Source organism: Methanothrix harundinacea 6Ac (genome assembly GCF_000235565.1).
GTDB classification, from domain to species: domain Archaea; phylum Halobacteriota; class Methanosarcinia; order Methanotrichales; family Methanotrichaceae; genus Methanocrinis; species Methanocrinis harundinaceus.
In genome coordinates, this window is sequence record NC_017527.1 from 2,096,849 (window position 1) to 2,119,298 (window position 22,450).

23 protein-coding genes and 1 pseudogene are annotated in these 22,450 nt (G+C 57.8%); 4 read left to right on the plus strand and 20 right to left on the minus strand.

Going from position 1 to position 22,450, the window contains the following annotated elements; translation table 11 throughout:
• Positions 1-41: 41 nt before the first annotated feature.
• From MHAR_RS09910 to MHAR_RS09925, 4 genes are all read right to left on the minus strand, one after another.
• Positions 42-797, minus strand: a complete 756-nt coding sequence (locus MHAR_RS09910; RefSeq protein ID WP_228369548.1) for a GltB/FmdC/FwdC-like GXGXG domain-containing protein — start codon at positions 795-797, stop codon at positions 42-44.
• 62 nt (positions 798-859) lie between these two features.
• The gene (locus MHAR_RS09915) at positions 860-2,374 is read right to left on the minus strand and encodes a glutamate synthase-related protein (protein WP_014587477.1); all 1,515 of its coding nucleotides are present in this window, start codon (positions 2,372-2,374) and stop codon (positions 860-862) included.
• On the minus strand, positions 2,371-3,504 hold the full coding sequence (locus MHAR_RS09920) for a class II glutamine amidotransferase (RefSeq protein WP_143763384.1): 1,134 nt from the start codon (positions 3,502-3,504) through the stop codon (positions 2,371-2,373). Before MHAR_RS09920 ends, MHAR_RS09915 begins: the two co-directional genes overlap by 4 nt.
• A 237-nt stretch (positions 3,505-3,741) precedes the next feature.
• Positions 3,742-3,978, minus strand: coding sequence for a hypothetical protein (locus MHAR_RS09925; RefSeq protein ID WP_014587479.1), 237 nt, complete (start codon positions 3,976-3,978; stop codon positions 3,742-3,744).
• Between the two features lie 274 nt (positions 3,979-4,252).
• Between MHAR_RS09925 and MHAR_RS09930 the strand changes: the two are divergent.
• A pseudogene (locus MHAR_RS09930) lies at positions 4,253-5,329 on the plus strand (type I restriction endonuclease); the annotation flags it as partial.
• A gap of 859 nt (positions 5,330-6,188) precedes the next feature.
• On the opposite strand, the gene MHAR_RS09935 reads toward MHAR_RS09930, so the two are convergent.
• Entirely contained in the window at positions 6,189-7,133 is a 945-nt protein-coding gene (locus MHAR_RS09935) for an IS5 family transposase (RefSeq protein WP_014586696.1), read from the minus strand.
• Between the two features lie 249 nt (positions 7,134-7,382).
• Between MHAR_RS09935 and MHAR_RS09940 the strand changes: the two genes are divergently transcribed.
• Both MHAR_RS09940 and MHAR_RS09945 read left to right on the plus strand, forming a co-directional pair.
• A complete protein-coding gene (locus MHAR_RS09940) occupies positions 7,383-8,324 on the plus strand; it encodes a hypothetical protein (RefSeq protein WP_048144597.1) in 942 nt (313 codons plus the stop codon).
• Positions 8,325-8,418: 94 nt separating this feature from the next.
• Positions 8,419-8,946 carry a hypothetical protein gene (locus tag MHAR_RS09945; protein ID WP_143763385.1) on the plus strand — a complete coding sequence of 176 codons (528 nt, stop codon included), beginning with the start codon at positions 8,419-8,421 and terminating at the stop codon, positions 8,944-8,946.
• A gap of 37 nt (positions 8,947-8,983) precedes the next feature.
• On the opposite strand, the gene MHAR_RS09950 is transcribed toward MHAR_RS09945, so the two are convergent.
• The 15 genes from MHAR_RS09950 to MHAR_RS10015 form a co-directional block, all read right to left on the minus strand.
• The gene (locus MHAR_RS09950) at positions 8,984-9,322 is read right to left on the minus strand and encodes a P-II family nitrogen regulator (RefSeq protein WP_014587482.1); all 339 of its coding nucleotides are present in this window, start codon (positions 9,320-9,322) and stop codon (positions 8,984-8,986) included.
• A 61-nt stretch (positions 9,323-9,383) separates the two neighbouring features.
• Positions 9,384-10,643 carry an ammonium transporter gene (locus MHAR_RS09955; RefSeq protein WP_143763386.1) on the minus strand — a complete coding sequence of 420 codons (1,260 nt, stop codon included), beginning with the start codon at positions 10,641-10,643 and terminating at the stop codon, positions 9,384-9,386.
• Between the two features lie 388 nt (positions 10,644-11,031).
• Positions 11,032-12,369, minus strand: a complete 1,338-nt coding sequence (locus MHAR_RS09960; RefSeq protein WP_048144599.1) for a glutamine synthetase family protein — start codon at positions 12,367-12,369, stop codon at positions 11,032-11,034.
• 283 nt (positions 12,370-12,652) lie between these two features.
• Complete coding sequence (gene infB / locus MHAR_RS09965) at positions 12,653-14,464, minus strand: translation initiation factor IF-2 (protein WP_014587485.1); 1,812 nt, start codon at positions 14,462-14,464, stop codon at positions 12,653-12,655.
• 87 nt (positions 14,465-14,551) lie between these two features.
• Entirely contained in the window at positions 14,552-15,001 is a 450-nt protein-coding gene (ndk, locus tag MHAR_RS09970) for a nucleoside-diphosphate kinase (RefSeq protein ID WP_228369549.1), read from the minus strand.
• Positions 15,002-15,004: 3 nt separating this feature from the next.
• Positions 15,005-15,178: a 50S ribosomal protein L24e gene (locus MHAR_RS09975; protein ID WP_014587487.1), complete on the minus strand. Its 174-nt coding sequence runs from the start codon at positions 15,176-15,178 to the stop codon at positions 15,005-15,007.
• 6 nt (positions 15,179-15,184) lie between these two features.
• Entirely contained in the window at positions 15,185-15,400 is a 216-nt protein-coding gene (locus tag MHAR_RS09980; protein WP_014587488.1) for a 30S ribosomal protein S28e, read from the minus strand.
• A 12-nt stretch (positions 15,401-15,412) separates the two neighbouring features.
• The gene (gene rpl7ae / locus MHAR_RS09985; RefSeq protein ID WP_014587489.1) at positions 15,413-15,781 is read right to left on the minus strand and encodes a 50S ribosomal protein L7Ae; all 369 of its coding nucleotides are present in this window, start codon (positions 15,779-15,781) and stop codon (positions 15,413-15,415) included.
• Between the two features lie 101 nt (positions 15,782-15,882).
• On the minus strand, positions 15,883-16,767 hold the full coding sequence (locus tag MHAR_RS09990; protein ID WP_048144600.1) for a hypothetical protein: 885 nt from the start codon (positions 16,765-16,767) through the stop codon (positions 15,883-15,885).
• 28 nt (positions 16,768-16,795) lie between these two features.
• Positions 16,796-18,331, minus strand: coding sequence for a dihydropteroate synthase-like protein (locus MHAR_RS09995; protein WP_048144601.1), 1,536 nt, complete (start codon positions 18,329-18,331; stop codon positions 16,796-16,798).
• Between the two features lie 573 nt (positions 18,332-18,904).
• Positions 18,905-19,402: a hypothetical protein gene (locus MHAR_RS10000; protein WP_048144602.1), complete on the minus strand. Its 498-nt coding sequence runs from the start codon at positions 19,400-19,402 to the stop codon at positions 18,905-18,907.
• 18 nt (positions 19,403-19,420) lie between these two features.
• Positions 19,421-19,837: a DUF2299 domain-containing protein gene (locus MHAR_RS10005; protein WP_187287812.1), complete on the minus strand. Its 417-nt coding sequence runs from the start codon at positions 19,835-19,837 to the stop codon at positions 19,421-19,423.
• Between the two features lie 149 nt (positions 19,838-19,986).
• Positions 19,987-21,402, minus strand: coding sequence for an amidophosphoribosyltransferase (purF, locus tag MHAR_RS10010; protein ID WP_014587495.1), 1,416 nt, complete (start codon positions 21,400-21,402; stop codon positions 19,987-19,989).
• Positions 21,403-21,416: 14 nt separating this feature from the next.
• Positions 21,417-21,599 carry a 50S ribosomal protein L37e gene (locus MHAR_RS13050; protein WP_014587496.1) on the minus strand — a complete coding sequence of 61 codons (183 nt, stop codon included), beginning with the start codon at positions 21,597-21,599 and terminating at the stop codon, positions 21,417-21,419.
• Positions 21,600-21,609: 10 nt separating this feature from the next.
• A complete protein-coding gene (locus tag MHAR_RS10015) occupies positions 21,610-21,828 on the minus strand; it encodes an LSm family protein (protein ID WP_014587497.1) in 219 nt (72 codons plus the stop codon).
• Between the two features lie 84 nt (positions 21,829-21,912).
• Between MHAR_RS10015 and MHAR_RS10020 the strand changes: the two genes are divergently transcribed.
• Positions 21,913-22,392, plus strand: coding sequence for a PUA domain-containing protein (locus MHAR_RS10020; protein WP_014587498.1), 480 nt, complete (start codon positions 21,913-21,915; stop codon positions 22,390-22,392).
• Positions 22,393-22,450: the final 58 nt, after the last annotated feature.

The following is a 22,450-nucleotide window of genomic DNA, read 5'->3' on the forward strand; positions in this document are numbered from 1 at the left end:
CTCGAAGCAGTCGATTTACATCCGACATTACTATGCAACGTTCAGTAAGCATAGAGGTTCCCGTAGGGCCTCCTCGACCTGGGGGTGAGCCTGACGAACCCCGAGGCCAGTATCTCCTCTTTGGTCACCTCCGTCTCGGGGAAGCGCTCCAGGAACCGGGTGACGTAATCGGCGAGGACCGCCCTGTCGGCGTCGTCCACCGGCGATATCTCCACCTGGTCTCCGACCTGGGACTCCTCGACGGAGCCCCGGAGGTAGATGACCCCCCCGTGCATCCCGGTCCCTATGAAATGGGCGTCGTGGCTCTCGCCCGCCAGGTCCAGGACGATGACCACCCCCCCGGCCATGTACTCGCCGAGGAAGTCCTGGGACCTCCCGCCTACGACGAGGACGGGCCTCTTCCCCTCGTACTCCTTCATGTGGAGGGCGGCCCGATAGCCGCAGCCGTCCCGGACGTAGATCTCTCCCCCGCGCATCGAGAAGCCGAGGACGTCTCCGGCCCGGCCCCGCACGATCACCTCCCCGGCGTCCATGGTGTTTCCGACCCCGTCCTGGGCGTTCCCGTGGACGGCGATCCGGTGGCCGTAGAGGAAGGCGGCTAGATCGTTTCCAGCCGTCCCGAAGACCTCGATCTCCATCCTCAGCCCCTGGGGGGTGTAGAGGCGGGTCCCGATGTACCGCTGGCCGCAGACGTTCCTGATGCTGACCCTCTTGGCGCCGGAGAGGAGGAGCTCCCTCAGCCGGTCGTTCAGCTCTTTGGTCTTTACATCGGCGGCGTCGATCTGGGCTGCCATCATCTCTTCACCCGCTTGATCCGAATTTATCAAAGGTTCTGATAGTGCTGCTCTGGCCATCTTCATCACTCTCCCGCGCCCTTGATCCCCAGGACGTCCAGCTCCCATTCGTACAGCCCAATTCCCCGGAGGTGGTCTCTGTTACCCCGGAGGCTCTCGAGGGCGTTGATCCCCATCCCCCCCAGCATCTCCCGGATCTCGTGGGACCAGGCGGATATGAGGTTGCTGAGCCTCTCTGAGGCGATCTCCACGTTCAGCCTCCCGGAGAGGCGGGGGTCCTGGGTGCAGATCCCCCAGTTGCACTTTCCGGTGTAGCACTTCTGGCAGAGGGTACAGCCCATGGCGATGAGGGCCGCCGACCCTATGTAGACGGCGTCGGCCCCCAGGGCGATCGCCTTTATGACGTCGGAGCTGCACCGGATCCCGCCGGCGGAGATGATGGAGCACCGGTTCCTGATCCCCTCCTCCCGGAGCCTCCGGTCGAGGGAGGAGATGGCGAGCTCCGTCGGGATCCCCACGTTGTCCCGGATCGCCTTGGGGGCGGCCCCCGTCCCGCCCCGGAGGCCGTCGATGGCGATGATGTCGGCGCCTGCGCGCACAATTCCCGAGGCTATGGCGGCGAAGTTGTGGACCGCCGCGATCTTGACGGAGATCGGCTTCTCGTAGTTGGTCGCCTCCTTGAGGGCGGTGATGAGGGTCGAGAGGTCCTCGATGGAGTAGATGTCGTGGTGGGGGGCGGGGGAGATGGCGTCGGTCCCCTGGGGGATCATCCGGGTCTCGGCGACCGAGAGGGAGACCTTCTCGCCGGGGAGGTGACCCCCGATCCCGGGCTTCGCCCCCTGGCCGACCTTGATCTCCACCGCCTGAGCTATGTTGAGGTACTCGGCGTCGATCCCGAAGCGGCCGCTGGCGACCTGGACGATGGCGCACCGGCCGAACTCCTCCCTCATCTCCCGGGGGAGGCCGCCCTCGCCGGTGTTGAAGTAGGTCTTGGATTTGCAGGCGGCCGTCGCCAGGGATTTGAAGGCGTTGTAGCTGATCGCCCCGTAGGACATCGCCGAGAAGAGGATCGGGGTCTCCACCACCAGGTTGGGGCTGAGCTCCGTCCTGATCTCGACCTCCCCGGAGTCGGCGGAGATGTCCATCATGTCCGGCTTCCTCCCCAGGAAGGTCCGAAGCTCCATCGGCTCCCGCAGGGGGTCCAGGGAGGGGTTGGTCACCTGGGAGGCGTTGAGGACGATGTGGTCCCAGTAGATCCGGAAGGGCTTGTCGCTCCCGCACCCCGTCAGGAGGACCCCCCCCGTCTCCGCCTGCCTCTTGAGGTCCTCGATCTTCTCGCGAGACCAGGAGGCGTTCGGCCGGTAGAACGAAGGCGACGGCCTGACCTCTATCGCGTCCTTGGGGCAGAAGATGACGCACCTCTGGCATCCGGCGCACTTGCGGTCGTCGGAGACGAGGCGGTCGGCTGCCGGGTCGTAGGTGTGGGTCCCGAAGGCGCACTGCCTCTCGCATCCCCTGCACTGGCCGCACTTCTCCTCGTCCCTGATGACCTGGAACTCGGGAAAGACGAAAGATTTCATGGCTGATCCTTTCTCATGCTATAGAGCTCGCCGACGACCGGCTCCCCCCCATTGGGGGTCCAGACCCGGTCGAGGTGGGGCGATATCAGTCTTATAGACGCTTCCTCGCTGGAGATGTAGAACATCTCCCCGCTGGTGGCGGCCGTCAGGGGCCGCAGCCTTATCCGGTCGGTGAGGCCGATCATCCGGCCGGTCTGGCCGATGATGACGGCGAAGGGGCCGTTCATCAGGAGCGGCCCGTAGACCATCCGGAGGGTGGTGAAGAGCCTCCTCTCCTTCTCCGGCATCCTGTCGATGGAGTTCCAGATCGGCGGGGCGAGGATCTTGGCGACCACCTCGATGGGGAGCCTCTGCCGCCTCATCAGGAGGTCGGCGGCGTAGGCGATCACCTCGGTGTCGGTCTGGAGGGTGCAGGCGTAGCCGTACATCTCCAGGTACCAGCGGTTGGTGCCGTAAGACGAGATCTCGCCGTTGTGGACGATCGTCGTGTCCAGGAGGCTGAAGGGGTGAGCGCCGCCCCACCAGGCCTGGGTGTTGGTCGGAAACCTCCCGTGGACGGTCCAGGTGTGGGCCCGGTAAGTCCGGTCGAGCATGAAGTACTCGCCGATCTCCTCGGGGTAGCCGACGCCCTTGAAGCAGCCCATGTTCTTGCCGGAGCTGAAGATGTAGGCGTTCTCGATTTTGCCGTTCACCTCCATGATCGACCTGACGATGTAGTCCCCCTCCTCCTCCTCGGAGGCGGGGTCGATCCGGGGGAGGACGAAGTACCGCCAGATCAGGGGCGGGTCTCTCACCGGGACCGCCTCGTCGGTGGGGATCTCCTCGTCGAAGAAGAGGTCGAACCGGCGGGAGAGGAAGGCCTCAAACTCCTTTTTTGCGTCCTTCTTCGCCTGGGGGCTAGGACCTGTGAACATCAGGTGGAGGGCGTAGCAGTCTCGGTGCTCCGGGTAGATGCCGTAGGCGGCAAACCCCCCGCCGAGGCCGTTGCCCCGGACGTGCATGTTGGCTATCGCCTTCATGACGCCCTCTCCTGTAAACCGGTCGCCGTCCCGGTTCATAGCCCCGAAGATGGAGCAGGCTGCGATCTCCTTGGTGTAAAGCTCTCTGCGGGTTCTTCTCTTCCGTGGCATAATGATCCGATACTCCATCCATCGGTCCGATCCTTCTCCATTCCTTCTCGATTCGATGGTGTGCAGCCTGAAGGTAGGCTTAATAAATGTATTATAGGTATTTGAGAAGGTTTGAGAAAGGTTCATAACAATTATGAAGGGGGCGGGGGGGGGTCGATCCCCCTCCAGATGAGAAGAATGGCGGGAGATCATTGATCGAAGGCTGAGGAGTGTCTCAACCGGAGATCTCGGAGAGATCTATCTCCTCCGGATCATTCCGATCCGGATCGGCCCGAAGGGCTGGGGCCCATCAGATGCCCCCCCGAACCCCACGGTCCAGAGGATGATGGGATAAGCCACCCACCGCTCCAGCCCGCCGATCCCCAAGGCGGCGAAGGGGCTCGACGGACCCAGGGCGAAGTAGAGGGCCAGGTCCAGGAGGGCGACGGCCCCGGCGGCGAAGAGGAGGGCTCCGGCGAGAGGCTGGCGGGGCATATGAGCGATGGGTGGCGGGGAGCGGGGGTATTTAAATGTTATACTCAAATAAAGAGAGAGTGTATATATTACATGACTGGAATAGTCGGCCTGTTGCCATGGATAAAAAAGTTAATTATAATCTAATTTAACTTATTGAGACCGGAGAGATTGATACTAAGTAAGCTTTGGGATTCTTAATGGGAGGGTTTAGTTTAATCATCGATTCAATTATGCAATAATACCGAAACATTTTTCTTGTGAGAAATTTCATTTGGTTTTGAGGGAGAACTAAATGGACTTCATCGACAAAATCCGTGAATTGGCGGCTCGAATTCCGAACAAGGTCGAACATATCCAAACTGAAGAAGCTACGAAGAATGCTCTAGTTTTACCATTCATAACAGCTTTAGGATACAACGTGTTTGATCCTACTGAAGTTGTACCTGAATTCACCGCTGATGTCGGGACCAAAAAAGGAGAAAAAGTGGATTACGCTATACTTATGAATGGAAAACCAATTATACTATTTGAGTGCAAATGGTGCGGTTCTGATTTAGAAAAGGAACATGCATCTCAACTATATCGATATTTCAGCGTAACTGATGGTCGATTTGGTGTACTAACTAACGGCATAATTTATAGGTTCTACTCAGATCTGGAAAAGCAAAATAAAATGGATGATAAACCATTCTTCGAATTTAATATGCTCGACATCGATGAATCGCTCGTCGAAGAGTTGAAGAAGTTTACAAAATCATCATTTAATTTGGATTCGATACTCACTACAGCATCTGAGCTTAAATATACAAAGGAAATTAAGAAAATTATAGAGGAACAAACCAAAGATCCATCAGACGAATTCGTCAAATTTTTTGCATCTCAGGTGTATTCAGGCAGAATGACACAACCAGTAAGAGAACAATTTTACCAGATCACAAAGAAGGCGTTGAAGCAGTTCATTAATGATAAGATCAACGAGAGATTGAAATATGCCCTTGTAGAAGAGAGAGTAATTTCTGAAGGTGAAATGATTCGGAATGAGCCTATAGAACAGATCATTATAGAGAAGCAACCAGGCGAAGAGATTATAACAACTGAAGAAGAATACGAAGGATATTATATAGTTAAGACGATCTTACGCAGTTTTATTGACCCTAAGCGAGTTACGATCAGAGATGTTAAAAGTTATTGTAATGTTCTTTTGGATAATAATAACCGAAAGCCGATTTGTCGCCTTTACTTTAATACATCGCAGAAATACTTAGGACTATTTGATAAAAACAAGAACGAACAATCCGTGCCTATTAATTATATAGATGACATATATAAGTATTCCGATGATTTAAAATGTATTGTAGAATATTATGATGAGAATTTTCCTGCCCAAGAACTTCAGGGATTTAGAGGAACAAATGTCAGCTCCTTTGAATTAAGAGGAGTTAAATACGAGGTAGATTCTTGGAGAAACTTGCTTCTCAAGGTGTGTGAGATCATGCAAACGTCGCATAAAGACGAATTCGAACAAGTTCTCTCATTAACGGGCCGTAAACGACCTTATTTCACAAAAGATCCCGATCAATTGAGATCATCAGAACGAATAAAGGGTACAGACATATACGTTGAGATCAATCTTAGTGCAAATACAATTGTAAGACTATCAAAGAATATTATTATATTGTTCGGCTATAACGAGGAAGATCTTTCAGTCGAAATAAAATGAGATCAAAAATTATGTGAACTTGTGTGTTAGTGATGATAAACAATCAGGTTCACCGATGGAAAAAGAACTATATTTAGCTTCCATATCGTTGGGCTAATTTATCTTCAATGTTCTGGTTATTAAAAATTATCCCCCTTCTGCCAGAGGAATGATGCCATCGACCTTTATCATCATTCTCCAGCCTCCCCGCGGACGACCCGGATTACCACCAGTGCCGTCCACGGCCCCACCCTCAACCTCGCCGCCGAGGATTCGCGCCCCCCCCCGTCGGGGAGGAGACCGCCCCCGCCCCCTCGCGCCGGGAGAGGCCGGGGGTCCGGGGCTCCGGCGCCGCCGCCGCGCCGGGGGCGAATAAGAAGGCGGGGACTTTTATAAAAGGGAACAAGCGAGTATTCCTATTTACCATTGCCCATTCTTTAATTATCTCGGATCCGTCTCTTATTTTAGCTCGTTCTCCGCTCTTAGTCGATTCTCGATCCTTTTCCTCGTTTTTCGTCGATAGCTACCGCTATTTTGAGACGATTTCAGCATTTTTAAGTGTACATAGCTGGTATAAGTCGAAAGCAAAGGCAGTGAATACCATTTTAACGTGAACTCTCGGGATCGTCGTTACCATTACATGCGCGCTTCGGAACACTCTTTTAATAACAGCAAACTGACGTTCGCCCGGAAATCTCAGTTTGCTAATCAAGCGGTTTCGCAGCTTATCGAGATCGCTTAGAGGATGACCCGCTGCTGCACGTTTCATTGTGAAGTCGTTTCCCTTAGCCTTCACACCGAAATATCCTTTGTCCCTGAGGACCACCTCTCCTTCAACCGATAGATCAACCCGACTATCGTGCACCGAAGCAGTTGTCGATTCGATGCTCCTTATCAGGCCGTAATCGATATCGACTTTAGAATGAAGTTTATAACCAAAATGGAGTTCCTCACCCTTCTTAGCCCAAGTTCCATCCCTGCTCCGACGAGTCCTAGCGGTCTCTCTTCTTGGTTTCTTTGAACCTCCTGGGTCGGCCTCTATAAACGTTGCATCCTGAATGGTTCCTCTTTTTACCTGAAGCCCTTTAAAATCGAGCTGTCTCTGGAGCTCTTCCCAAACGGACTCATCCTTTCCCGTCTGGGCCATCCGCTCGCGAAAAAGCCATATCGTCCTGGAATCGGGTATAGAATCAGGAAATCCTAAGAATTTCATAAAAGATATTCGATCCGAAATCTGCTTTTCAGTCTCGAGGTCGCTCAACCCGTACCACTGCTGGAGCAAAAGCACCTTGAGCATCAGGATAACATCAAAGTTCGGCCTTCCACCTCGTTCGGTTTTATTATGATACATCTCTTCAAGAATTGGTCGAAATGGTTCCCACTCGATCAAGTTCGTTATCTTTGAAAGCCTATCGCCCAGCTTCTCTACGTTCTTGTAAGCTTCTCGAAGGCCCCATGCAGTAAAAGAACTCATGCACTATTCATGTATATATTAGTATATAATGTTTTCCATAGACATGCTAGGTTTTTAGGAATCCTCAAGCGCAGTATGATGACCTCCACCGACGGCCCTCGCGCCGCCTCCGGCGGGGACTCCAGCAAAGGCGGACGCATGTTCTCCCGCCCATCATTCCAAAATGCTTTTTTAGTATGAGCTTTCTTTGACAGCATGGATGCGGTCTGGATGGCTTATATTATCGAAACAAGTCGGAGATGAATAGGAATGCTGGAATCCGTCGTGAGCATCGTACAGTCCACCCCACTAGCATATAAATTTGCTATTATTCTGGGCCTGATCCTGGTGATTGCTGCGATCTGCCCGCCCTTGATATCAGCGGTCATCAAGCAGTCCCTCGCCCTGACGGGGAGGCAGGCCCAGGCCCTGGCAGCCATAGGATTAATTTTGATCGTCGCGGGCTCTTCTGGCCTTTACATGGCGAACAAACCCCCAAGAATAAAGGAGATTCAACCAGACGCAGGCGAATACACAGTAGGAAGTCGGATCTTCATCACAGTTCATGCTTTTGATCCTGAAGACGACAACGACCTCAGATATGAGTTTCGTCGGAAGGGCCCTGCCACCAACGATAAGTGGATTACAGTCAAGGGACCGGAAAACAATAATTCCTGGAGCTGGCGTACAACGCCGATGGATAGCGGCCCCAACTACATCGACGTCATCGTCTACGATAAGAAAGACCTGAACACCACCACCCACAGGGAATACATAATAGCTCCAGAGAACAGACCTCCTGAGATCGAAACCTTCGAAGCCGGACGAGAAGATGGATCGAAGGTGTTGCTTAAAGCAAAGGCAACCGACCCCGACGGCGACGAAATCGAGTACAAGTTCTCGCAGTTTAATAATCTGAGCAACGGCTGGGATATTATCTGCAACTGGTCGACGGAAGATGAATGTTACTGGGAGAGATCTGGGAGCGACGCTGGGACAAAACGGGTCAGGGTTGAAGTACGGGATCACCACCACAAATATCTGATCGGCGATACGGGCGATGCGAAAGAGACCCTCGAGCTGGCTGAAATCGAAACGAAAGATCCGGATGAGAAATCAAGGGAGGGTTCCGGCCACAACATGTCAGAAGATGCCGAAAGTCCCGACAACTCCACCGAGATCGGGGATAACGAGACGGCCGAGGAAAGCTGAGAGATGAGCTTGCCAGAAGGCCAAAAATCAGGATGAAATAGCATGGAGAGAATTTGATATGAAGACCATTATATTGGTTTTGACCCTTTATCTGATGACCGGGCTCTTGGCCGCATCCGCAGAGACCGTAGTATACGATGAGATCCCTCTGACATATCCCTGGTCCGGGCTCATGGGCAGCGATGGCGGGTCCGACTCCCTGACGGTGGACCCCTTCTCCGACGAGGACCCCCATAGCGGAGATATCTGCGCCAGGGCGACTTACGACAGCTCCGCCGAGGCGTGGGCCGGCGTCTTCGTCCAGGCCACCGGCGACTGGAGAAGGGGTCCCGGCATCGGCCTCGACCTCACGGGCTCTCAGACCCTCTCCTTCGCGGCCCGGGGCGGCCGGGGCGGCGAGGTCGTGACCTTCGGCTACGGGTACGAGCCGGACAGAAATGGGGTCGCCGACTCCGCCTCCGACGATATGAAGGTGACTCTGACGGACGGCTGGAGGGAGTTTGCCATCGATCTGGGGGGAAGAGACCTCTCCTCCATCAGCGGGCTCTTCAGCCTCCGGCTGGATGGAGGGGATAACCCCGAAGGGGCGACGATCTACGTCGACGACATAAGATACACTTAGCTGAAAGGACACCCGCTCCAGGGGAGAAGGGGCCTAACTATACCGCCCCCGACCCCCTCTCCTTCGTCCGAACCCTCACCACGTCCACCACGGGGTAGACGAAGATCTTCCCGTCCCCCGCCTCGCCGGTGTGGGCGGCATCGCAGATCAGGTCGACGATCCGGTCGGCATCCCCGTCCTCCACCACCACCTCCAGCTTCACCTTCGGGAGGAACTCCACCTTGTAGTCTCCGGCCCGCCACTGGAGGGATACCCCCTTCTGGCGGCCGCGCCCCTTGATCTCCGTCGCCGACATCCCGGGAAAGCCGTTCTTGTCCAGGACCTCCCTCACTGCGCTCAGCCTCTCGGGCCTTATTATCGCCTCGACCTTCTTCATAAGAGAATCCTCCTCGATCCGCCTCGAACTCCACACCTCAAACTCACCATCTTACCGGCCTTCAGACGTAAGCCCCCTCGCCGTGCTGGCTGATGTCGAGGCCCACCGCCTCCTCGTCGGTCCCAACCCGAAGGCCCATCGCCGCGTCCACCGCCTTGGCGATCCCGAAGGTGACGACGAAGGAGTAGATCCAGACGAAGGCTGCGGCCGCGGCCTGGACCGCAAGCTGCGACGGGTTTCCCGCGAGGAGGCCCGTCGCCCCGATCGAGGCGAAGATCCCGGTGGCGACGACCCCCCAGGTCGACCCGATCCCGTGGCAGGCGAGGACGTCCAGGGAGTCGTCCACCTTCTTGCCGCCCCGGATGAAGAGGATCGCATAGTAGCCGACGATGGCGGCGCCCACGCCTATCGGCACCGCGGCTATGGGGGTCACAAAACCGGCTGCAGGGGTGATGGCCGCGAGCCCCGCCACGGCTCCGGTGACGATCCCGAGGGCGCTCGGTGCCCGGTCCCGCCACGAGAGGATCATCCACGTGGTGGCCGCTGCGGCCGCCGAGGTGTTGGTGGCGACGAAGGCGTTGGCGGCGATCCCGTCAGCGGCGAGGGCGGATCCGGCGTTGAACCCAAACCACCCAAACCAGAGGAGGGAGGCCCCCAGAACCGTCGTGGGGATGTTGTGGGGCTCCATGGGGTCCCTGCCGAAGCCCCTCCTCGCCCCGATGACCATGGCTATCGCCAGGGCCGAGACTCCGGCGCTGATGTGGACGACGATCCCGCCTGCGAAGTCGAGGACCCCCATCTCTGAGAGGAAACCGCCACCCCAGACCCAGTGGGCTATGGGGTCGTAGACCAGGGTCGCCCAGGCGAGGGAGAAGACGAGGAACGAGCTGAACTTGATCCTCTCGACGTAGCTTCCCGTGATCAGGGAGACGGTGATGACGGCGAACATCGCCTGGAATATCATGAAGGTGAGGGCGGGTATGGATTGTCCCTCCATCGCCTCCATCCCGACTCCCCGGAGGCCCAGGTGGTCCAGGCCGCCGATGACGCCTCCGACGTCGGGGCCGAAGGCGAGGGTGTATCCGAGGAGGATCCACTGGAGGCTTATCGTCCCCATGATCGCAAAGCTGAATATCATCGTCGATATGGCGTTCTTCTTTCTTACCATCCCCCCGTAGAAGAGCCCCACCCCGGGGATCATGAGCAGGACGAGGGCGGCGCTGAAGAGGACCCAGGCGTTGTCGGCGGGGTTCACCCCCGACTCCGCCGAGGCGATCCCGATGATCCCCAAAAGCGCCGATGAGACCAAGAGTCTTCGCATGGGCAGATCCATGATCTGGAGAAAGCTGCTCATTTTATAAGCGTATTTGTGGTAATATATGCTCTTATCATAATCAATATGAAGAATTCTTAACCCTGAATTCATATTATGATGATCTTAGAAGCCGACGCATCATGGGTGAGAGGACCCCACGCCTCCCCTGGGGGTGGAAACCTCGGCCCTCCGGAGATGAGCTACAAAAAAAGTTGATCGACGGCATGACGGCGAGGGTTCGATCGAGGCGCGCCCCAAAGGGTGGATATCACCTCTCGTTGTGATGGAAGGGTGGGGGCCGCGCCCGGATCGTCTCAATTCATGCCGAATCCGATCGGCTCTCCCCCGGGAGGGGCCAGGAGCAGCCCTTCGGGGGGAGCATGCTGGGAGGGGCTTACAAGAGCGGAAGATACTTTTCGATCTCCCACCGGCTGACGTCGGTCCTGAACTCGTCCCACTCGACCTTCTTCGAGGCGATGAAGTTGGTGAAGATGTGGTCGCCGAGGGCCTCTCTTATAAGGTCGCTCTTCTCCGTCAGCATCAGGGCCTCGATGAGGCTTCCCGGGAGGGACCTGATCCCCACCTTCTCCTTCTCCGCCTCGGTCATCTTGAAGATGTCCCGCTCCACCGGCTCGGGGAGTTCGTACTTGTTCTTGACGCCGTCCATCCCTGCCGCCAGCATCACCGAGAAGGCGAGGTACGGGTTTGCCCCCGGATCGGGGCTCCGATACTCGACCCTGGTGGCGTTCTCCTTTCCGGGCTTGTACATCGGCATCCGGACGAGGGCAGACCTGTTCCTCCTCGCCCAGGATATGTAGACGGGGGCCTCGTATCCGGGGACGAGCCTCTTGTAGGAGTTCACCCACTGGTTTGTTACGGCGGTGATCACCGGCGCGTTCTTGAGGAGGCCGGCTATGTAGTGCTTCCCGAAGTCCGAGAGGTGATACCCGTCCCCGGGGTCGAAGAAGGCGTTCCTCTTGCCCTTGAAGATCGACTGGTGGACGTGCATCCCCGTCCCGTTCTCCCCGAAGATCGGCTTCGGCATAAAGGTGGCGTAGTAGCCGTGCTGCTGGGCGATCTCCTTGACGACGATCCTATAGGTCATGACGATGTCCGCCATCTTCAGCGCCTCCTGATACCGGAGGTCGATCTCGTGCTGGGACGGGGCCACCTCGTGGTGGCTGTACTCGACGTTGATCCCCATCGACTCCAGGGTCAGGATCGTGTCCCGCCGCAGGTTGCTCGCGGCGTCCATCGTCGTCATGGCGTCGAAGTAGCCGCCCTTGTCCAGGATCTCCGTCCCCTTATCGTCTTTGAAGTAGAAGTACTCCAGCTCCGGTCCGACGTAGTAGTCGTAGCCCATCTCCTTCAGGGCGGCGAGGTTCCTCTTGAGGGCGTACCTCGGGTCTCCGGCGTAGGGGTGGCCGCTCGGCTCCAGGATGTCGCAGAACATCCGGCCGACGTTCTGCCCCTCCTTCGCCCTCCAGGGGAGGATCGTGAAGGTCTCGGGGTCTGGCTTCGCCACCATGTCGCTCTCCTCGATCCGGGCGAAACCCTGGATCGAGGAGCCATCGAAGCCCATACCCTCCTCAAAGGCCCCCTCCAGCTCCGACGGGGAAATGGCAAAGCTCTTCGGCAGGCCTAGGATGTCTGTGAACCACAATCGGACGAACTTAACGCCCTTCGATTCGATCGCTTCGAATACCTTGTCCTTGCTGGACGAAGTTACCATCTCTTTTCTGCCTCCTCCTTCAAGACTCCTCCTGGGCGATTTATATCTGTTTGAGACGAGTTCACAATAATTATGAAGATTTAAGATCGGAAGAGGGGCCGAAACGCCAAAAAAATCGAAAAAAACTGGATCTAGTCTCAGTTTAGCCGATCCAGCCCTTCCCGACCGGGGCAAACCCCCTCCGAGAGGGGGAGGGGTCCTGAAGAGAGAGGATAGATCGAACGGAAAGAGGCGGCTCACTCAGACGGGGACGAGGGGCGTCCAGATCTCGATCTTTTGGGGGTCATCGACCCCAGAAGGGGTCTTTCGCCCTCTTGATCTCCAAAAACTTCTCCAGAGCCTCCAGCTCGTCCTCGGAGAACCTCTGCTTCAGCTCCGCCTCGATGATCTTGACGTGCTTCTCGGGGATGTTGACGTAGAGGATCTCCCCCTCGTGGATCTGGCGGCCGACGGTGGGGCCGTCGATGGAGACCGCCACCTCCTTCCCGACGCTGGCAGATCCGACGTTCTCCCCGCTCGCCTGAACCCCCTTCACCGTCCCGATCACCGCCCCGTCCTCCCTCATGAGGGTGACGCCGTTGGTGATCTGGCCGCCCACCACCTGGACGCCGACGACGGCGGGCTTGGACTGCCGGAAGACGTAGTCGGGGATGATCCTGATCATCCCGGGCCTGATCACAGCCTGGAGCCTCTCCTGCTCCATCCTCATCTTCTGGTCCTCAACCCAGTCATCGTAGTTCTCGAGGAGGTTGTAGATGACCTCGGAGAGGAAGATCGGCACGTCGCTCTTCTGGACCTCCGTCAGGGCGTCGGGGAGGATCTTGACGTTGAACCCCAGGACCGCCGAGTAGAGGGGGTCCTGGATGGCGGCGGCCCGGATCACGTCCCTCCGGGTGATGGGGCCGACGTCGGCGGCGTGGATCGGGATCTCCTTCGATTCCAGCTCCCCCACCAGCGCCTCCAGGGAGCCGATGGTATCGGTCTTGATTATGACGCCGACGTTCTCGGTGTCGATCCTCGCCGTCTCCAGCTCCGACCTTATCTCCTGGGCTACGGCATCGACATCTTCGTCCTCGCTCACCACCCTGATGGTCGACCCAGCGAGGGCGCTCTCGATCTTGGGAGCCGAGACCTTGACGCCGCTGGCGGCAGCCACGTGCTTTACGGGAAGAAACCGCTCCTCGCTCCTGATCTCCGAGAGGGGGCGGGGCTTGAGGAGGGCCCTGATCTTGGTGACGATCGGCTCCTTCAGGGTCCCGACGACGATGGTATCCCCGGACCGAAACTCGCCGTCGTAGAGGATGACGTCGAGGGTGGTGCCGAGGCCCCGCTCCTCCTTCACCTCCAGGATCGTCCCGACCCCGGGGCCGCTGGCCCTGACCTTCAGGTTCTCCTTCAAAAACTTCTGGGCCAGGCCGAGGAGGACCATCAACAGGTCCGCGACCCCCTCCCCGGAGATGGAGCTGATGGGGACGACGCCTATGTTCTTGGTGAAGTCGCTGATCCGATCGTACCGGTCCGAGTTGAACCCCTGCTTGTAGAGCTCGCCGACCAGCTCGTAGATCCGGTTGTCCAGATCTCCCCGAACCCTCTCGCTCTGGGCCTTGAGGGTCGCGGCGAGAGGCGCCCCCTCCACCGGGAGCCATCCCGAGATCCGATCGATCTTGTTGGCCGCCACCACGAAGGGGGTGCGGTAACGCTTCAGGATGTTTATCGACTCGATAGTCTGGGGCTGGAAGCCCTCATTTACGTCGACGATGAGGACGGCGAGGTCGGCGAGGGAGCCGCCCCTGCTCCGAAGGGAGGTGAAGGAGTGGTGGCCCGGCGTGTCGATGAAGAGGAGGCCTGGGATCTGGAAGTCGCCCCTGAATAGCGGGCCGCAGACCTCGGTGATGACGGCCAGGGGAATCTCCGTCGCCCCTATGTGCTGGGTTATGGCCCCGGCCTCGCCGTCAGCGATGGTGGTGCCTCTGATCTTGTCGAGAAGGGTGGTCTTGCCGTGGTCCACGTGGCCCATAACGCAGACGATGGGGGTTCTCAGGTCGGACTCGGGCTGACCCTTCCCCTTCTTCGCCTTCCTCGATTTCTGCTTCATGCTGGATCAGATCCGGACCCCGTCAGTTCCTATGGCGGCGAGGCCGCCCTCCTGGCAGATCTGGGGAGCTGCCGGAGGGACAGAAGCTCACTCGTAGAGCCAAGCCTCGTCGATCCTGGTGTAGCTGGAGAGCTCCGCCTCGCCGAAGTGGAGGGCGATCTCCCTCTTCGCCGACTCCGGGGAGTCGGAGCCGTGGATGACGTTCCTCCCCATGTCCAGGCCGAAGTCGCCCCGGATGGTGCCGGGCTGGGCTTTCGTCGGGTTTGTGGCACCGTTCATCTTTCGCATTTCGGAGATGGCGTCTTTCCCCTCCACCACCATCGGGACCGAGGGGCCCGAGGTGATGAAGCTCACCAGGTCTCCGAAGAAGGGCTTCTGGGAGTGCTCGGCGTAATGCTCCCGGGCGACGTCCTGGGGCAGAGTCCTCATCTTCATCGCCACGATCTTCAGCCCTTTCGCCTCGATCCTCTGGACGATCCTGCCGACGAGGCCCCGCTGGACGCCGTCAGGCTTGATCATAACGAAGGTCTGCTCCAAGCCCTACCACCCTTTGATCGCCCACTCGACCCTTCTCGGGACTCTCCCAAGACCGATCATGTTCTTCTCGCATTTGGACGAGCAGAAGTAGTAAACCGTCCCGTCCTTTTTGGCGTAGATCTTCCCTGTGCCGGCCTCGATCTTCCGGTTGCAGAAGGAGCACTTTCTCTCTTCCATGAGACCTCACCTGGTGGTAAGCTTCTTGGCCTCTCTTGCGGTCTCGAGCAGCATCAGCACGTCCCCCATCCTTATGGGGCCCATGCAGTTCCTGGTGATGATGCGGCCCTTGTTGCTGCCCTCCAGAATCCTGCACTTGATCTGGGTGGCCTCGCCGTGCATCCCGGTGTTGCCGATGATCTCAATGACCTCGGCGGGGACGCCTTCCCATTCGTCTGCCATCCGCTACCACCCCTACTTCAGGGCCTGGGCCTTCTGAACTATCTCGTCCAAGATGTCCTTTCCCTTCCCCGGCTCCAGGATGGCCACGGCAGCGCTCTTGACCCTCATGCCGCAGGCGGAACCGATCTCGCTCTGCTTCTTTACGTAGATGTAGGGGGTCTTCTTCTCCTCGCAGAGCGGCGGAATATGGGCGACGATCTCTGGAGGCTCCACGTCTTCGCCCACCACCACGAGCTTGGCTACGCCCCGCTCGATGGCCTTGGTCGTCTCGTTGGTCCCCTTCTTCAGCCTTCCAGTGTCCCGAGCGAGCTCGATAGCTTCCAGGGATTTGGAGGCCAGGTCAGCTGGAACGTCAAATCTAACGTATATCGGTCTTGCCATAATTCATTCTCCTTCAGGGCGGTGCCCGTCATCATTCATCGCAAAAATCGCCCCAGAATGGCTTAGCTCATGGGGGCCGCTTCCCAGCTAAAAAGGTTGCGCTATGGAGCCGCGAAGGCTCCCAGCGTCCCGACCAGGTTCCCGGGCTCCACTAACCCCGAGACTGTGACCATCTTCCCCTCATCCCTTACAGAAAGACCCCAGCTCTCCGCCAGGTCGCGAACCCTCATCTCGCTCGCCCCGCGGAGGGAGAGGTACTTCGCCGTCAGGATGAAGCCGCCATCGGAGGGGCTGGCGCCCAGGTACGACTCGACGTACTCTCCCCCCAGGGGCGGCATGATGTTCGGGTTCTCGACGGAGTCCTTCCCCAGGCAGGACATCTGGAGGACGTCGGCCTCGTCGTAGGGGAGGACGAAAACCTCGGTGGTGGAGGCCTGCCCCGACAGCACGTCCAGGACCTTTTTAACGGCCGGCTCGCTCCCGAAGAGGACGGGGGTTCCCATCACCCTGAATAAATCCGTCGACTCGATGGGCATCATCTGGTAGCCGTTGTAGACGACCGATAGGCCACGGCTCCCCAGGGGGGCGGGCCTAGTCCAGTGGAACTCGACGAACTCGTCGCCGAAGAGCCCCCAGGAGAAGCTGTCGATCGGTGAGGGGTAGAGGTTCAACTGATCTCTGAAGGTTAGGGCGACGGTCGGAGGAAGGACCTGAGCCGCCGCATCGGTGAGGTTCTCAGAGGCGGTCATGTTGATCCAGAAGGCGAAGACCAGGTCCTCCGGGTACATCCCCAGGGCGTCGCCGAGGCCCTCGAAGTCCCAGTTGATCAGCCGTCCGCCCACCCCGAAGTCGGAGGGGTTCCAGGCACCCCGGGAGACGATCTCAGGGGGACCACCCCCCCGCATGACGTATCCGGAGAAGACGGATAACACCATTATGCCGGCGATGAAGACCGCTACTATAATAGCAGAAGATTTCTGGTTCATCAGGGGTCGGTGGACGAGCCGATCTTATTTAATTCTTTGTTGGAAATAGCGGCTCGTCCTGAGAATAGCTCCTCCCAAGGCCGATGGCGATCTCTGCCCTCTCCAGCTCCCGGCCGAGGTAGGCGGCGTGGTCGAGGCGGGTGACCAGACCCCGGGAGACGATCTCGCCGAGGAGGCCGCGAGCCGACGTGCCCACCAGGGTGACGGCGTCGTGGCGGACCACGATCTTTCCTTTCGCGACGCCTATCCTGAAGCTCCCGGCGGGGTCCATCTCCCAGCGGGGGCCACCGAATTCGACCCCGATGTCTCCGCCTCCTCTGCCCCCACCCTCCTCCTCTACCACAACCTCAACCTCCCCGAGATCACGACGGATCGCCCCCACCGCCACGTACTCCTCCGGCATCTCCTCCTCGGGGCGGCGGTGCTTCTCCTTTAGGACCAGAAGGTCGAGGCCCAGGTCCTTGGGCGGGCTCCTTCTCGCACCAGCGAGGAGGATCATCTCGGAGGCCCTCCGCAGCTCCCGGATGCTCCCCCGGGCCTTATCGCTGTACTCGGGGGTGAAGAGGACGGCCGCCCCCACCTCCGCCCCCATGGAGGCGAGGAGGGCGTTCGCCCCCGGAGAGTCGGCGTCGAGGAGCTCCGTCACGTTCCCCGCCCCGAAGAATAAAGGCAGCTCAAGAAACGCCTGATGGACCTCGCGGTACCGGCAGATCGACTCGGCGAGCCCCTGGAGCGGAGGATTCAGAACGGGGTCGGCCATCGCCCTGACCCCGAGAGCGAGGGCGCGGCGGAGGTTCTCCGCGAGGCTCGCCTCCGGCCCCGGGAGGACTACGGCGGGAACCCCGGCGGAGGCTGCCAATGGCCCCACCTCTTCCAAATTCGAGCCGTCGAGGCTGAGGACGAGGTCGCAGCCCGCCTCGATCCCGGCTTTGAGGAGATCGGGCCGCAAGCTGTCGACGGAGACGGGAAGGCTGGTCGCTTCCTTCGCCACTATGACGGCCCGGGCCACGGCGGCGGGCTCGGCGTCCAGCGGGATCCCCAGATCGATCATATCCGCCCCCTCCCGCTCGTAGTGGCGGACCTTCTCGGCGAGGGCCGCATCATCGAGGCGGGTCGCGTCGACGATCTCGGCCAGGACCTTCATCCGGCACGCTCCGCCGACCTTGACGCCTTTGATCGATAATGGCGCCTCCGCCCCCGCCTCCAGCTCCAGGATGGCGGCCCAGGCCTCCGACCTCATCCTCTCGGCCAGCAGGAGGCAGGCGGGGACGGTCGTCGAGAGCTCCACCTCGTCGAGGAGGGGCAAAACGCGCCGGAGGTCGACGGCGTGCTTCGGCCCGAGCCGGATCTTCGTTTCCAGCTCCGCCGCGACGGGGCCGAAGTCGGCGGTGATGGTTCCCGGGATCAGGATTATATCGTAGCCCGTGGGCGCAGCATCCCGGATCATCTTCGGGGTTATGAAGGAGGCGACGTCGACATCCATCACCAGGACGTCCGCGAGGCCTCCGACCGCCACTCTAACCATCCCCTCGGCGAGCCTTCCGGTCACGGCAAGCGCTCTCATGGGTGGGTGTAGGCGGCGGGAGGTGAAAAAGGCTGTGGAATAAGCCAGCGGCAGAATTATTGATTATTTAAATTGAGCTTATGAAAATTCTTAAAAGTTTTGCCTATATGCGGAATCGCCGGTGGAGGAGCCCCGAGAGATCCATTAAGATTAAAGGGATCGGCAGTGTGGAAGCCTTTCAAGCACCTCAGATACCGCCGGTCTCAAATGAGGATATAAGTCTTTTGGACCTTATTAGAACATCCTCCGTGTCGTTTTTTTATTGCCTCAAATCGCGCTTATTGTTTTCGTAGTCAGCAATTTGCCGCTCTATCTTCATCCGTTTCAATTCTTGTGCGATCTTTTTTCTTTGTTTACTTTTTGTAGACCCTTTATTACCCACATAATGACTAATAACATATTGATGGACCGATTCATCGTACGGAATAATTCTATGATCATGGTCAACCATATAATTTCTAGCCGTACAAAAGGCGGCGTAGTAAGCTCTGCTGATCGAAGATCGCAGTTTTGCTTCTTCATCTACGCTGCTCAATTCAATTGCAAGATTTAAATATTCTTTCCAGTCGAAATCTATAGATATTCCACCTTTACGCACAACTTCGATAGAGATTCTTCCGAAGCGCTGAGCAACCAATCTTCATCGAATTCGTCTAATTTTCTTATAGCCAGCGAAGGTGGAAGCTTCGTCCCCACAGAAATAACCAAATCGCTCCCAAATACCCTCAGAAAAACGGGACTATCCGGGAAATAATTTCGTAGTTTAAGACATGCATCGTATACAGGCTTAACTAAATATCTGTTATAATAGAGATAATTTTTTACATCTGCTTCATTATAACATATATAATTACTAAATATCTCTTCCTTGTACAGATCGAATAGTTCGCTAGTATCCAAAAATCCGGTGGTGCCTCTTTGCAGAACCTCTTCGATGCCCTGGGACGCTCCAGTTTCGGCGAGGTCCGAAGCAGTTTTATAGTATAAATTTAAAATATTTTTATTACTCGACGAGGGTGGATGTCCCGCATAATAGCCGATCTCAGCCCTCTCCATGACTTCGGTCATCATTCCACCATATTGTAAAGTTTAATCGAACATTTTACCGAAGACCCAGATCACCCAGAGGACGCACCTGCTGTTATAATCAACAGCCTCATGCAGCCTGCCCTCGGTCAGCTCATCATAAGAGATTTCCTTTGAGAACTGGATAGATTTGGGTATGCCCAGCTGCTCAAAGGAGGGATCGAAAGTGAACGACGACGGGAGAAATATAAATTCCCGTTTCAAATCCCAGATGAATTCCTCCCGATCCTTCAATTCCATCGAGCTGAGGGCATCGTAGTGAGCGGCAGAGACGCTCACATTGGATACCACAACTACAGCCCTAGGAAGGCTCTCAGGCTGGATTATTGAGAAGTGTGTATCATTTCCAAATTTGCCTATAAATTCAAAGCGATAACCAATGAAGTCGCCCTCTTTTATAAAATAACCTCTATCAGCCATCCAATTATGGATCAAAGTCCTTGCTTCTTCAATGGTTTCAACAGGCATAATTATCTACACCAATATTCGGACCATAATGGGTAGTTTCCCCTCGATTCGTATATAGTTTTTGGAGGGCGTTAAAAGAAGATGCCCACGAGCCGATAAGCTCACTCCTCGATGAACTCGGTGATCCTCGTCTGAGCGAGGCGGCAGACCTCCCCGGGGATCTCGATGGGATAGACCCCGGTGAGGCAGCCCATGCAGAGCTGCTCTCTGGGGATTCCTATCGCCCGGACCAGCCCCTCGTGGCTGATGTAGCCGAGGGAGTCGGCGTTGATCACCGCCTCGACCCCGGCGACGGTCTTGTGGGCGGCGATCAGCTCCTCCCTCGTCGCCATGTCGATCCCCATGTAGCAGGGGGCGACGATGGGGGGGCTTCCGATCCGGACGTGGACCTCCTTTGCCCCCGTCGACCTCACCATGTCCACGATCCGCCTGCTGGTGGTGCCGCGGACGATGCTGTCGTCGACCATGATGATCCGGTTCCCCTCGATGTTCGGGCGGATGGTGTTCATCTTCAGCCTCACGGCGATCTCCCTCAGCTCCTGGCCGGGCATGATGAAGGTCCTCCCTATGTACCGGTTCTTCATCAGACACTCCCGGTACTTGATGTTCGACCTCTGGTGGTAGCCGATGGCGAAGGTGATCCCGGAGTCGGGGACGGGGGTCACCGTATCCGCCTCCAGGGAGTGCTCCTCGGCGAGGATCGAGCCGATCCTCACCCGGACGTCGTAGACGAGCCTCCCGTCCATGATGCTGTCGGGGCGGGCGAAGTAGATGTACTCAAAGACGCAGTGGGCGGGGCACTGGTTGTGGGAGAGCTGGTAGAACCGGACATCCCCGTCTTTTGCGACGACCATCTCGCCGGGGCGGACGTCCCGGACGAGCTTGCCGTTTAGGGTATCGATGGCAGCGCTCTCGGAGGCGACGATGACGTCGGTATCGGTCTTTCCGACGCATAGGGGCTTGATCCCCAGGGGGTCTCTCGCGGCGATGACGGTGTTTCCCATCAAGAGGACGATGGAGTAGGACCCCACCGCCTTCCTCATGATCTCCCGGACCGCCTCGGCGGGGTCCTCCCGCACCATCATCGCCCGGACGAAGAGGCGGGCCATCACTTCGGTATCGGAAGTGGAGTGGAAGACCTCCCCCTCCGCCTCCAGCTCCTCTTTCAGCTTTCCGGCGTTGACGAGGTTTCCGTTGTGGGCGATGGCGACGGAGCTCTCCTTATACTTCACCAAAATAGGCTGGCTGTTCTTGAGGGCCGACTCGCCGGTGGTGGAGTACCGGACGTGGCCCACCCCCGTGGGCCCCCCCAGGGCCTCGATCCGGGGGTTGTTGAAGACCTCGGCGACGAGGCCCATGGCCTTGTGGGTCCGGACGACCTTGCCGTCGTAGACGGAAATGCCGGCCGACTCCTGGCCACGGTGCTGCAGGGCGTAGAGGGCGTAGTAGATCGACTTGGCCACGTTGCGACACGGATCCGCGGAGGAGATCCCCACCACGCCGCACTTGTCCTGCAACCCGGACCTCCGAATCAGTTTCCGCCGTAGTTGCTGCTATATTTCTGCCAGACGTAGCCCCGGAGCCTCTTGGACCTGCCGAAGCCGCAGGATGCACAGGTCTTGGTACGGTAGTTGAAGGATACCTTGCCACATCGACGACACTTGACGTGGGTCTTCTTGTGGCGCTTTCCCATAGATGGGGTGCCTTTTGTCATCTATATTACCTCACGGCGAAATGTAAACTACGTTATCTCCTCGGACGACGACGGTTCCGAGCTTCTTGGAGTCCTCACCCTCTCGGATCTCCTCGGTGTTGTCGAGGACGAGGTTCATGTGGATGTCGTAACCCTGAAGCTCCCCCCGAAAAGCCCTCCCATCCTTGAGCTTGACGATCACGGGCCCGTTCAGCGATTCATTTAAAATGTCAAGGGGTCTCTGAGACATCGGCCTCTCTCCAGTGGTAAATACAAGAGATATGGCGAGACTTGCACGTTGCATATTTAAACCTGTCGGGGAATAGGGGTTTTTATGAAGATCAAGTCCAGGCACCACCTCAAGGGGAGCGAGTCGAAGAGGATCCAGAGCGCCATCGAGCCCTTTTTGGAGGATCCTTCCCCCTTGCGGGGACTGACTCTGGAGGTCGCCGAGACCGATCAGGACTTCGACCTGATCCTTTTGAAGGGAAGGCCAGTCTTCATGATGGTGGAGGACCGGCCCTTCTTCACCGTCCGGGGAGCCCTGGAGTTTGCGCCTGGGAGGAACCTGGTCGTCGTCGACTCCGGAGCCGTCAGATTCATCATCAACGGGGCAGACGTGATGGCCCCCGGGATCGTGGAGTCGGACGAGAAGATCGCCCCCGGCGATCCTGTGGTCATCGTCGAGGAGAGGCACCGAAAGCCCATCGCCGTCGGGATCGCCCTCCTCCCAGGCCCCGAGATGCGGGGGTCGGGCAAAGCGGTCAGGTCGGTCCATCACGTCGGCGACGACCTATGGAAGATGGAAGACTGAGGGGCTCCGAAAAAATTTTAAATGGGATGAGAGCGGTCCTGGCTGGCGGAGCTCCAGA